Source organism: Pseudomonas sp. D4002, from assembly GCF_013385665.1.
GTDB lineage: Bacteria > Pseudomonadota > Gammaproteobacteria > Pseudomonadales > Pseudomonadaceae > Aquipseudomonas.
Genome location: NZ_JACAPN010000048.1, coordinates 1 through 12,295, shown reverse-complemented (window position 1 = coordinate 12,295; position 12,295 = coordinate 1). Strand labels below are relative to the sequence as shown.

At 61.1% G+C, this 12,295-nt stretch carries 10 protein-coding genes; 8 read left to right on the top strand and 2 right to left on the bottom strand.

What is annotated here, in order from left to right; translation table 11 throughout:
- Window positions 1-141: 141 nt before the first annotated feature.
- Window positions 142-2,133: a hypothetical protein gene (locus HX824_RS29480; RefSeq protein ID WP_008431220.1), complete on the bottom strand. Its 1,992-nt coding sequence runs from the start codon at window positions 2,131-2,133 to the stop codon at window positions 142-144.
- Window positions 2,134-2,409: 276 nt separating this feature from the next.
- Here HX824_RS29480 and HX824_RS29475 point away from each other — a divergent pair, with 276 nt between their 5' ends.
- The 5 genes from HX824_RS29475 (at window position 2,410) to HX824_RS29455 (ending at window position 7,604) form a co-directional block, all read left to right on the top strand.
- The gene (locus HX824_RS29475) at window positions 2,410-3,468 is read left to right on the top strand and encodes a LacI family DNA-binding transcriptional regulator (protein WP_003214073.1); all 1,059 of its coding nucleotides are present in this window, start codon (window positions 2,410-2,412) and stop codon (window positions 3,466-3,468) included.
- 88 nt (window positions 3,469-3,556) lie between these two features.
- Window positions 3,557-4,339 carry a sugar phosphate isomerase/epimerase gene (locus HX824_RS29470; protein WP_134326780.1) on the top strand — a complete coding sequence of 261 codons (783 nt, stop codon included), beginning with the start codon at window positions 3,557-3,559 and terminating at the stop codon, window positions 4,337-4,339.
- On the top strand, window positions 4,332-5,276 hold the full coding sequence (locus HX824_RS29465; protein WP_177055805.1) for a sugar kinase: 945 nt from the start codon (window positions 4,332-4,334) through the stop codon (window positions 5,274-5,276). The genes HX824_RS29470 and HX824_RS29465 overlap by 8 nt, the downstream gene beginning before the upstream one ends.
- A 55-nt stretch (window positions 5,277-5,331) precedes the next feature.
- A complete protein-coding gene (locus HX824_RS29460) occupies window positions 5,332-6,627 on the top strand; it encodes an MFS transporter (protein WP_003214078.1) in 1,296 nt (431 codons plus the stop codon).
- Window positions 6,627-7,604: a D-glycerate dehydrogenase gene (locus HX824_RS29455; RefSeq protein ID WP_177055803.1), complete on the top strand. Its 978-nt coding sequence runs from the start codon at window positions 6,627-6,629 to the stop codon at window positions 7,602-7,604. Before HX824_RS29460 ends, HX824_RS29455 begins: the two co-directional genes overlap by 1 nt.
- 163 nt (window positions 7,605-7,767) lie before the next feature.
- Here the strand turns inward: HX824_RS29455 and HX824_RS29450 are convergent, their stop codons facing one another.
- Complete coding sequence (locus HX824_RS29450; protein WP_177055801.1) at window positions 7,768-9,393, bottom strand: methyl-accepting chemotaxis protein; 1,626 nt, start codon at window positions 9,391-9,393, stop codon at window positions 7,768-7,770.
- A gap of 235 nt (window positions 9,394-9,628) precedes the next feature.
- Between HX824_RS29450 and HX824_RS29445 the strand changes: the two genes are divergently transcribed.
- The 3 genes from HX824_RS29445 to HX824_RS29435 are packed head-to-tail and all read left to right on the top strand — an operon-like array spanning window position 9,629 to window position 12,087.
- Window positions 9,629-11,056, top strand: a complete 1,428-nt coding sequence (locus HX824_RS29445; RefSeq protein WP_008431217.1) for a nucleobase:cation symporter-2 family protein — start codon at window positions 9,629-9,631, stop codon at window positions 11,054-11,056.
- Between the two features lie 13 nt (window positions 11,057-11,069).
- Complete coding sequence (locus HX824_RS29440; RefSeq protein WP_003214086.1) at window positions 11,070-11,531, top strand: LEA type 2 family protein; 462 nt, start codon at window positions 11,070-11,072, stop codon at window positions 11,529-11,531.
- 4 nt (window positions 11,532-11,535) lie between these two features.
- Entirely contained in the window at window positions 11,536-12,087 is a 552-nt protein-coding gene (locus HX824_RS29435) for a GNAT family N-acetyltransferase (protein ID WP_087694381.1), read from the top strand.
- Window positions 12,088-12,295 lie beyond the last annotated feature (208 nt).

The following is a 12,295-nucleotide window of genomic DNA, read 5'->3' as shown; positions in this document are numbered from 1 at the left end:
GTGTCTCCAGATATTAAGACGAATTACATCTCACCCACACTTCCCTACCATTGACGTAGCCGTTCGCGTCGCGAGACAAAGCGCTTGCACGCCTATCACACGCCGACTATTCCCTGCACAACAACAAATACACCCAGTCCTTTAATCTTTGACCAACGTTGCCTTTCCATCACTAGTGCAACTAATGACATCCCCGGGTTTACAAAACCCACCCGTTGGAAAGGTCAGGTCGACACGGATATGTCCGCTCCCCTTGACGTCTGGCCGGGAGTCACCCACCTTGCCCAGGTTGCGCCACACTTCGAAACTGGCGACAGCTGAACCGTATTCGCGCATAGGCTCCAAGGTCCGGTCGAACGGTTCCACCACAACTTTAATACCGTTATCAATATGGGGTTGCAGCACCTGGATGGTTTCTTCGTATTCAGTGCCAGCAATAGGATCAACCCAGTTATTACGCGCATAGCCTTGCCAGTGAAAACGCACCTCGTCGTTAAGTTGCAGGCCGATATTGCCCGGAATCAACCAATGCACGCCATATAAAGGCGAAGGCGAAGAACAACAGGTCACATACTCGCTAGTCAGGGTGTGCTGAACTTGCGGAGGAGTAAAATCAATCAGCGCCGTCACATCGACATTCACAAAAGTTGGTGGCGACTGTTGTTCGTTGACCCCATTACTGGTGAGGTAATGGACCGGCAGACGTGGATTGACCGTCCCCTCGATCAGATTCCAGGGAATATCGGTAAACCACACCAACTGCCCTCCTACCTCCCCCAACTGCACGGGATGGCTGGCCACCGGGCCAACACCGTTCCAGAACAGACTGAGCAATTGACCCGCAACCGGATCTGCAAACAAAGGAACATATGCCTGGGCAGCCAGCCCACGATCCAGATGATTGAGCTGATTGGGAGTCTTGGAGCCGCGCCCTATCACCGTGACGCTGGCCAGGGTCGGGTTAAGCAATGCGGGCGCATTGGGATGGTCCTGGCCGGCAATCGTCAGGTCGACATTGAACCGTTCCGATAAGGAACGAAATGGAGGCAGGGCTCCGCGAATGATTTCGTAGCGCACCACCGCCGCTTCGGGAACCGGTACAGGCGCAGGCCCCCTGAGGGTCAGCCATGGAATTTCCACATCACAAGGGAAGCCCAGTACCGGCTGCGGGACTGTCGGACGGGCATTCCAATAGGCGATTACCTGGTCCCCCGGCGCCCAATCGTCGTAGGCGGGGTCAATGCGCATGAACACGCCACGACGTGCATCATCGCGCTTGATCAGGCCGTCGTCGTATGCCGGTGGCCGAATTTGCGGACGCGGCAAGTTGCTCGGCAACGGCGTCAGTGCCAGCTGAAACAGCAGTCCGGCACTCTGGCTGCTGAAATTGCCTGCCTCGTCAAAAATGCGGTAGAAAATATAGGCGTCACCGTTGTTCAACCTGCGAAAAATATCGGGGTCCACGTAAGCAACCAGCGGGTCTGAGGCTAACGCGATCACGTACTCGGCGTCCGCCGCGCTTAGCGGCGGGTTATCCCGGTTGGACAGGTAGAATTCAATCCGGTCCCTGTCCGAGCGCACGGTGTAGAACGGAATATTGAACGCCATCGGCACGTTATCGAGCAGGTATTGCTCATCGACGTTCGGGGTCGGGGCAACTACAAAATCCACAGTATCCAGAGGGTTCAGTAACTCAGGCGAATCCAGATCGATGGTGAGTGTTCTCCTGGGATTCAGCACACTGACGCCGCCAAAGGAGTCCTGAACCGTGTAGTAGAGTTGCGCGGTGCCGGAGCCCTCGTCAGTCAATCGTGACAGGGGCACCTCCAGTGAGATCACCGCTGGCAAAGGGGGTGGCGGGCCAAACACCTGCCGCGAATCAACCACCTCATCGACACCCGCCCACACCCAGCGGAGGCGCACGATGTGCGGCTCATCCAGCAGCGGCTCGGGTCGCGGGTTCCACATCGGAATGTTGACCTGCAGCGGGCCCTGCAGGCGCGAGCGCGGGATCACGCCCCGGGGGTCACCACTGTCGACGCCGGGTATGTCCATCGGGTCCAGCAACACAGTGCCCCCGTCGTCCGCGCCCAAGGGTTTGATCAGGTAAGTGGATTCAGAGACGTCAGACATGGGTTTAATCCTCAACACGGTGGACAGTGGCCTGCCGGCAGGCGGCGTGTGTATACCAAGTGGCGTTGAGAGAATTAAGCGCCCGATTCCTTCGTCCGGATACTGTCAGAATTAACAGGTAGACCCCTCCATTCGTCGCTTTTGCTCGGCCTTGCTGCCAGGGCGGTTACTGAGCAGCGCTTGACGAAATTTCCTACTTGGTGTTTCCTGAAACCGGTTTCAGCAATTGGTTTCGCCTTGGAACCCAGATAAATCCAATAAGAAAGGCCCGCCGCCGTGACTACTTTTTCCGCCGCCCAACGCAGCCGCGTGACCATGCTGGACGTCGCCGAGCGCGCCGGTGTGTCCAAGGCCAGCGTGTCGCGCTTTATCGGCGACGACCGTGCCCTGCTCTCCGATGCCATCGCCCTGCGCATCGAGCAGGCCATCGATGAGCTGGGCTATCGCCCCAACCAGATGGCCCGCGGCCTGAAACGCGGGCGCACCCGCCTGATCGGCATGCTGGTAGCCGATATCCGCAACCCCTATTCGATTGCCGTGATGCATGGCGTGGAAACCGCCTGCCGCCAGCACGGCTACAGCCTGGTGGTGTGCAACACCGACCGCGATGACGAGCAGGAGCGCCAGCACCTGGCGGCCCTGCGTGCCTACAATATCGAAGGGCTGATCGTGAATACCCTCGGCCATCACCTGGACCAATTGCTGGAACTGCAACGGGAAATGCCCCTGGTGCTGGTGGACCGCAAGGTCGAACCGCTGCACAGCGACCTGGTAGGGCTGGACAACCCGGTGGCGGTGCGCATGGCCGTGGAGCATCTGGAACAGCAAGGCTATCGCGACCTGCTGTTGGTGACTGAAGCCACCGACGGCACCAGCTCGCGGCTTGAGCGCCTGGACAGTTTCAAGGCGGAGATGACCAACCGTCCGACGTTGACCGGCGCCGTACTGGAGTTGGATGGCGAACTGGAACAGCGTCTGCAAAAGTTTCTAGGCAAATCCGGCCCCAAGGCGTTGTTCTGCGCCAACGGAATCGCGGCACTGGCGTGTACCCGCGCGTTGAAAAATCTAGGCTGCGACCTGTTTGATGACGTGGGCCTGATCGCCCTGGATGACCTCGACTGGTACCCGCTGGTGGGCAACGGCATCACCGCCCTCGCCCAGCCCACCGAGGCCATTGGCGCCAGTGCGTTTGACTGTTTACTCAAGCGCTTGCGCGGCGATAGCCAGCCCCCACGCACCCTGGACTTCTTGCCACAACTGATTATCCGGGGCTCGACCCAATCCCTTGTGGGAGCTGGCTTGCCTGCGATAACGGTTTCTCCGGCGAAGCAGTAGGCGGCTGACCGCCGCCATCGCAGGCAAGCCAGCTCCCACACGTTTATTTTGCGAATAAAAATGAAACCGGTTTCAGAGGTCCACAACAATGCATAAATACCCCGTCTCCATCAGCCTTTCCAGTTACGGCGCCGACCTGGTCCGCCAGCAAGGCCAGTTGAGTTTCGTCGAGGTGCTGGCTGCCGCCGGCGCGCAACGCATCGAATGGCGCGAAGAGCTGCTGACCACCGAACAACCCCATGAGCTGGCGCAAGCTGCAGCCGATCAAGGCCTGGAGTGCGTGTTCTCATCGCCCCTGGAACTCTGGGTGGCCGGTCGCTCGCAGCCCAATGCCGAACTGGCCGTCACCCTCGACCGCGCCCAGGCATTCGGCGCCCGCTGGCTGAAAGTCTCCCTGGGCTATTTCACCGACACCAACGACCTCGACAGTTTGAGCGCCCTGCTCAACCGGCATCCGGTCAAGCTGCTGGTGGAAAACGACCAGACCCTGCACGGCGGGCGCATCGAGCCCATGCAGCGCTTTTTCAACGAAGTCGAGCGGTTGGCGGTGCCGGTGAAAATGACCTTCGATATCGGTAACTGGCAATGGCAGGACCAGTCAGCGACCACCGCTGCACGCCTGCTGGGCCGCCACGTGGATTACCTGCACTGCAAGGCCGTGGCCCGCCGCGCCGACGGCAAGCTGGTGGCCCTGCCGCCGGGCGCCGCCGACCTGCATCTGTGGGAACAACTGCTCAAGCACATGACTCAAGGTATTACCCGGGCCGTGGAGTTTCCGCTGCAAGGCAATGACCTGGTGCAGGTCACCGCCCAGCAGGTCGCCGCCCTCGCCGTCCTCGGCCAGCCCCGCGTGGAGAACGCACATGTCTGAGATCGATATCCTGTCGTTTGGTGAAACCATGGCGATGTTTGTCGCCGAACAGACCGGCGACCTGGCCCAGGTTGCCCAGTTTCACAAGCGCATTGCCGGCGCCGACAGCAACGTCGCCATCGGCCTGTCACGCCTGGGCTTCAACGTCGCATGGCTGAGCCGCGTGGGTGCCGATTCCCTCGGGCGCTTCGTGGTGGACACCTTGCAGAACGAAGGCCTGGACTGCACCCATGTGGCGGTGGACCCGCTGCACTCCACGGGTTTTCAACTCAAGTCCCGCGAGGACGCCGGCGATGATCCGCAGGTGGAGTACTTCCGCCGTGGCTCGGCCGCCAGCCATCTGTCGGTCGAGGCGATCAAGCCTGAGCTGTTGCAAGCCCGGCACCTGCACGCCACCGGCATTCCGCCGGCGCTGTCGGATGCCACCCGCGACCTGTCGCGCCAGTTGATGACGCAAATGCGCGAGGCCGGGCGCAGCGTGTCCTTCGACCCGAACTTGCGCCCGTCCCTGTGGGCGAACGAGCAACGCATGATCAGCGAAATCAACGCCCTCGCCTGCCTGGCGGACTGGGTGTTGCCGGGCTTGGGCGAAGGCCGCTTGCTCACCGGTTTTGAAGACCCGGCCGACATCGCCGCGTTTTACCTGGACCAGGGCGTGGAAGCCGTGGCCATCAAGCTCGGGCCCCACGGCGCGTATTACCGCACCCAGCTGGACCAGGGGTTTGTCGCCGCCGTGCCAGTGGCCAAGGTGGTCGACACGGTCGGCGCCGGCGATGGATTTGCCGTGGGCATGATCAGCGCGCTCCTGGAAAACCTGAGCTTCAGCGAAGCCGTGCAGCGCGGCAACTGGATCGGCAGCCGCGCGGTGCAGAGCCGTGGCGACATGGAAGGCTTGCCGTTCAGGACCGATCTGCCCCACACCCAGAAAGCCGGTTAATCAGCATCACCGAGTTACCTGTTGCCACAACTACAACAAGCTCAGGAGCAACCTTATGGAACCGTTGAAACTCGCCACCCGCCGTTGGTGGTACATCATGCCCATCGTGTTTATCACCTACAGCCTGGCGTACCTGGACCGCGCCAACTACGGCTTTGCCGCCGCCTCCGGGATGGCCGAAGACCTGATGATCACCCCGGGCATGTCGTCATTGCTCGGCGCGCTGTTCTTCCTTGGCTACTTTTTCTTCCAGGTGCCCGGTGCGATCTACGCGCAGAAACGCAGCGTGAAGAAGCTGATTTTCGTCAGCCTGATCCTGTGGGGCGGCCTGGCCACCCTGACCGGCATGGTGTCCAACGCCTACATGCTGATCGTGATCCGCTTCATGCTCGGGGTGGTCGAAGCCGCCGTGATGCCGGCGATGCTGGTGTACCTGTGCCACTGGTTCACCCGCGCGGAACGCTCGCGGGCCAACACCTTCCTGATCCTCGGCAACCCGGTGACCATGATGTGGATGTCGGTGGTCTCGGGCTACCTGGTACAGCATTTCAGCTGGCGCTGGATGTTTATCATCGAAGGTTTGCCGGCGGTGCTGTGGGCGTTTATCTGGTGGAAGCTGGCGGATGAAAAACCCGCAGACGCCAAATGGCTGAGCGCCCAGCATAAAAAAGACCTGGAAACCGCCCTCGCCGAAGAACAAGTGGGCATCAAGGCGGTAAAGAACTACGCCGAGGCCTTTCGCTCACCCAAGGTGATCATCCTGGCGCTGCAGTTTTTCTGCTGGAGCATTGGCGTGTATGGCTTCGTGCTGTGGCTGCCGTCGATCCTCAAGGCCGGCCTGAAAATGGACATGGTCGAGGCTGGCTGGCTGTCGGCGCTGCCGTACCTGGCGGCGGTGATCGGCATGCTGGCGGTGTCCTGGGGCTCGGACAAACTGCAAAAACGTAAACGTTTTGTGTGGCCACCGTTGCTGATCGCCTCCATCGCGTTTTATGCGTCCTACGTGCTCGGCGCCGAACACTTCTGGTGGTCGTACACCCTGCTGGTGATCGCCGGGGCCTGTATGTACGCGCCTTACGGGCCGTTTTTCGCAATCGTCCCGGAAATCCTCCCGGCCAACGTCGCCGGCGGCGCCATGGCGCTGATCAACAGCATGGGCGCCCTCGGTTCGTTCGGCGGTTCGTACCTGGTGGGCTACCTCAACAGCAGCACCGGATCGCCCGGCGCCTCGTACTTGCTGATGAGTGGTGCGCTGCTGGTGTCGGTGGTGTTGACGATATTTCTCAAGCCCGGCGCCAGTGACCGCGAACGCGCCCCGCTGCAATCCCTTGAATTGAAGGTAAAGACCTGATGAAAAAGTCTGTCGTGCTCTACAAGAAACTCTCTGCACCGCTGATGGCCCGCCTGCATGAACAGGCCGAGGTCACGCTTATTGAATCGCTGGATGAAAGCGGCCTGGCCAAACTGCGTGAAGCCTTGCCGACCGCTCAGGGCTTGCTCGGTGCCAGCTTGCGCCTGGATGCCAAACTGCTGGATCTGGCGCCAAACCTTGAGGCCGTGGCCAGCGTGTCGGTCGGTGTCGACAACTACGACATCGACTACCTGACCGGGCGCGGCATCCTGCTCAGCAATACCCCCGACGTGCTGACCGAAACCACCGCCGATACCGGCTTCGCCCTGATCCTGGCGACCGCCCGGCGAGTGGTGGAGCTGGCCAATATGGTGCGTGCCGGCAACTGGAACCAGAACATCGGCCCGCTGCATTTCGGCAGCGACGTGCATGGCAAGACCCTGGGCATTATCGGCATGGGCCGGATTGGTGAAGCATTGGCCCAGCGTGGGCACTTCGGGTTTGGCATGCCGGTGATCTACCACAGCCACTCGCCAAAACCTGCGGTGGAGGCGCGGTTTGACGCGCAATACCGCAGCCTGCCGGACCTGCTCCGGGAAGCCGATTTTGTGTGCCTGACCTTGCCGCTGACGGCTGAAACCGAAGGTTTGATCGGTGCTGAAGAGTTCGCGTTGATGGGCCCGGAGACGATCTTTATCAACATCTCCCGAGGCAAGGTGGTGGACGAGGCGGCGCTGATCGAGGCGTTGCAACAGCGCACGATTCGTGCGGCGGGGCTGGATGTGTTTGTGCGCGAGCCGCTGCAGCATGACTCGCCGTTGTTGCGTTTGAACAATGTGGTGGCGACGCCGCATATCGGTTCAGCGACTCATGAGACGCGGGAGGCGATGGCCAAGTGTGCGGTGGACAATCTGCTGGCGGCGCTGGCCGGTGAAAAGCCGAAGAACCTGGTGAACCCAGCCGCCTGGAAACACTGATTCCTGAAACACCACAGAAGCCAATGTGGGAGCGGCGGTGCGACGATTCGACTTGCTCGCGAAGGCGGTGTGTCAGCCACCGAATGCATCAACTGACACACCGCTTTCGCGAGCAAGTCGAATCGTCGCACCGCCGCTCCCACATTTTTGATCGTATTTCAGGTCAGATGACGAAGCGCGCCACCATCCCGTTCAAATCCACTGCCAGGCGCGACAGTTCGTGACTGGCGGCTGAGGTCTGGTTGGCACCCGCCGCCGACTGCGTCGCCAGGTCGCGGATGTTCACCAGGTTGCGATCCACTTCGCGGGATACCTGAGCCTGTTCTTCCGAGGCACTGGCGATCACCAGGTTGCGCTCGTTGATCAGGCTGATGGACTGGGTGATCTGCTCCAGGGCCACACCGGCAGCCCGCGCCATTTCCAGGGTGCTTTGGGTGCGCTGGTTGCTCTGCTGCATGGACTGCACCGCTTCACCCGTACCGCTCTGGATGCCGGCGACCATTTTCTCGATTTCCTGGGTCGATTGCGCCGTGCGATGGGCCAGGGCCCGCACTTCGTCCGCCACCACCGCAAAACCACGCCCGGCTTCACCGGCACGCGCCGCTTCAATCGCCGCGTTGAGTGCCAGCAGGTTGGTCTGCTCGGCAATCGCGCGAATCACGTCCAGCACCTTGCCAATGTCACGGCCCTGGGTGGCCAGGCCTTCGATCAGCACCGAGGTGTTTTGCACGTCCTGGGTCATGGTCTGGATCGCGCCGACGGTTTCCACCACTCGGTCGCGCCCTTCCCGCGCAGCCTGGTTGGACTGGCTGGACGCCTCGGAGGTGGACACCGCGTTGCGCGCCACTTCTTCCACGGCGGCCGTCATTTCGTTGACCGCGGTGGCGGCCTGGTCGATTTCGTTGTTTTGCTGTTGCAGGCCCTTGGAGGCTTCTTCGGTGACGGCGCTGAGCTCTTCAGCGGCGGAGGCCAACTGCGTGGCCGAGCCGGCGATGTGCTGGATGGTCTGGCGCAGGTTGTTCTGCATCGCGGCCAAGGCGCCGATCAGGCGGGCCGGTTCGTCCTTGCCGTCGACTTCGATGGGTTTGCTCAGGTTGCCGCCGGCGATGGTTTCAGCAACCTCCAGCGCTTTGCGCAAGGGCGTCACGATACTGCGCGTCAGCAGCCAGGCCAGCAGTACGGTCATCAACGCAGCAATCACGGAGACTGCGATGATGCCAGTGATTGCATCCTGATAACTTTGCCCGGCCTCGGTGTCGGCCTGCTTCGCGTCAGCAGCGTTGATGGCGATCAGTTTATTCAACTGCTCGCCCATCTGGTCGGTGCCATCCTTGATGCGGCTGTTGATCAGGGCGCGCATCTCTTCCACTTTGTTCTGCTGTGAAAAGGCAACCATCTCGGCCTGGGCCTTCAGATAATTGTCGAGCGTGAGGGAGAACGTTTTGTACAGCGCCGCTTCTTCGTTCCCGGCTGGCATGCCTGCATAAGCGGCCTGTGCCGTCTTGACCTTGTCCACCAGCACACCCATGCGGGTTTGAGCCTCCTCCAGAGCCGCCGGCTCACGGTTTACCAGCACACGAAAAGAGAGAATCCGCAGGCGCAGGACGTTTTCGGTCATGGTCGCCAGATACCCGACGCTGGGCAGTTGGTTGGAGCCCATGTCGACCGATGCCTGACGAATCAGGGTCATGCGGTTCGCCGCAAACACCCCAAGAATAACGACAAGCAACGCGATGAAGGCGAAACCGAGAAAAGCTCGAGGTGCGATATTCAGGTTACGAAGGGACATAGGGGGCGCTCTTAGAAGTAGTGGCTGCGAGCATCCCTGCCGCGACACGGTCAGTGGGCGTCAACGCGCCGCTCTGACCGGCTGGCGCCACTGTTGTAATAGGTATGTGGGCCTATAAACGGTATCGGCCGGCTTGAGGATTTAATGGGGGATGTTTCGAAATATTTTTTCACACTTCTGACAACTGGCACTTTCTGGCATCCTGCGCCTCCTTTTTCCTACCCGGGCCCGTATTTTGTCTGACACTCAAACCCCTCGCCCCCGTTATAAATCCGACCTGATCTACGGCCTCGACGACCGTCCGCACTTCAGCGCGGCGATATTTGCCGCCCTGCAGCACGTGCTGGCCAGCTTTGTCGGGATCATCACCCCGACGCTGATCGTCGGCGGCGTGCTGGGCCTGGAAAGCGAAGTGCCGTACCTGGTCAGCATGGCGTTGTTTGTGTCCGGGCTCGGCACCTTTGTGCAGGCCCGCAAGTTCGGCCCGGTGGGTTCGGGCCTGCTGTGCCTGCAAGGCACCAGTTTTTCGTTTATCAGCGTGATCCTCAGTGCCGGCTTCATGGTCAAGGCCCGGGGCGGCGGCACCGATGAGATCCTGTCGACGATCTTCGGCATCTGCTTTTTCGCGGCGTTTATCGAAGTGGTGCTCAGCCAGTTCATCGGCAAGCTGCGCAAGCTGATCACCCCGGTGGTCACCGGCACCATCATTACCTTGATGGGTTTGTCGCTGATCAAGGTGGCCGTCACCGACATGGCCGGCGGTTATGGCGCCAGCGACCTGGGCGCCGCCGGCAACATGGGCCTGGCGGCCCTGGTGCTGCTGACCATCGTGGTGCTCAACCGCTTCAACAACCCGTTCCTGCGCCTGGGTTCGATCGTGATCGGCCTGACCCTGGGTTTTGTGGTGGCCTGGTGGATGGGCCGCGTCGACCTGGGCGCCCTGCCCCAGCTGCCACTGATCAGCGTACCGGTGCCGTTCAAGTACGGTTTTTCGTTCGACTGGGTGGCGTTTATCCCGGTGGCGGTGATCTTCCTGATTTCGCCCCTGGAAGCCGCCGGTGACCTGACCGCCAACTCGATGATCTCGCAACAGCCGGTCAAGGGCCCGCTGTACATCAAGCGCATCAAGTCCGGCCTGCTGGCCGACGGCCTCAACTCGGTGATGGCGGCCACCTTCAACAGCTTGCCGATGGTGACCTTCGCCCAGAACAACGGGGTGATCCAGTTGACCGGCGTGGCCAGCCGTTATGTGGCGTACTTCATTGCCGGGCTGCTGGTGCTGCTGGGGCTGTTCCCGATGATCGGCGCGGTGTTGCAACTGATGCCCAAGCCGGTACTGGGCGGCGCCACGCTGATCATGTTCGGCACCGTGGCCGTGGCCGGGATCAAGATCCTCGCCGAAGCCGGCCTGCACCGGCGCAATGTGCTGATCGTGGCGATCTCCCTGGGCATGGGCCTGGGTGTGGCAGCAGTGCCGGAAGTACTGCGCGAGCTGCCCAAGGCACTGCACAACATCTTCGAGTCGCCAATCACCGTGGGGGCGTTCTGCGCTATCGTGCTGAACATCTTCCTGCCTGAGGAGTTCATAGAACTGGAAGAAGATGAATTTGATCCGGAAGCCTCCACCCTCAAAGTGATGCAGGACCCGGACGTCACGAAATAGGAGAACCCGTTTTATGCGCAAGCTCATGGTTTTGTCACTGCTGCTACTCACCCTGAGCGCGTGCGCGCTGTTTCCCAATCGCGACCCGGTGAACATCAACGTGGTGGGCATCGAGCCGCTGCAGAGCCAGGACCTGGAAGTGCGTTTCGCGGTGAAGCTGCGGATACAAAATCCGAATGAAACCGCGATCGACTACAGCGGCGTGGCCCTGGACCTGGAGGTCAATGGCCGGCCGCTGGCGTCCGGGGTGAGTGACCAGGGTGGCTCGATCCCACGCTTTTCGGAGACGGTGCTGACGGTGCCGGTGAGCGTTTCGGCGTTTTCCGTGTTGCGCCAGACCCTTGGCTTGAGCCAGACCCAGAGTTTGAATAACCTGCCGTACGTGTTGCGCGGGAAACTCGCAGGTGGCCTGTTCGGCACCATGCGCTTTGTGGATCGCGGGACCCTGGACTTTCCCAACACTGCCACTTGGTAACGACATGGATGCGCAACCTACGCTGTATACCGAACGGCTGATCCTGCGGCCGTTGACGCTGGAGGATGCCGAGGGTGTCCAGCAGCAATTTCCGCACTGGGAAGTGGTGCGTTACCTGAATGCCCTGGTGCCCTGGCCGTACCCGGCGGACGGTGCGCGCAGCTATCTGGAGCAGGTTGCATTGCCGGCGATGGCTCGGGGTGAGGAGTGGCATTGGTCGATCCGCCTGAAAAGCGCGCCTGGGGTGTTGATTGGTAATGTCAGCCTGATGGATGAGGTGGACAACAACCGCGGCTTTTGGCTGGCGCCGCAGTGGCAGGGCCAGGGGTTGATGGCCGAGGCCAGTGCGGCGGTGACCGAGTATTGGTTTGAGGTGCTGGAGCGGCCCGTGATGCGCGTGCCCAAAGCGGCGCCGAACGTGGCGTCTCGCAGGATTTCCGAGCGGACGGGGATGCGGTTGGTCAGGACCGATGAGGGGCAGTTTGTCGCTGGGAGTTTGCCCAAGGATATCTGGGAGATTACCCGGGAGGAATGGCTGGGGAGTCGGCGGGGCTGAGGTGGGTTTTGGGTGTATATCCGTTATTTGGGTAACGGCTGATAGGGGTTCCGCTCTTACAGCGGCTCACTTTTGAAGAGCGCAAAAGTAAGCAAAACGCTCTTGCCCCACCACTCGGCACCTCGCTAATGCTCGGTGTGCCCTCACTCCGGCTTTGGACCGTGGGCCGCCGTCATGGGCCATCCCTGGCCCAGGACGGCTAACCCGG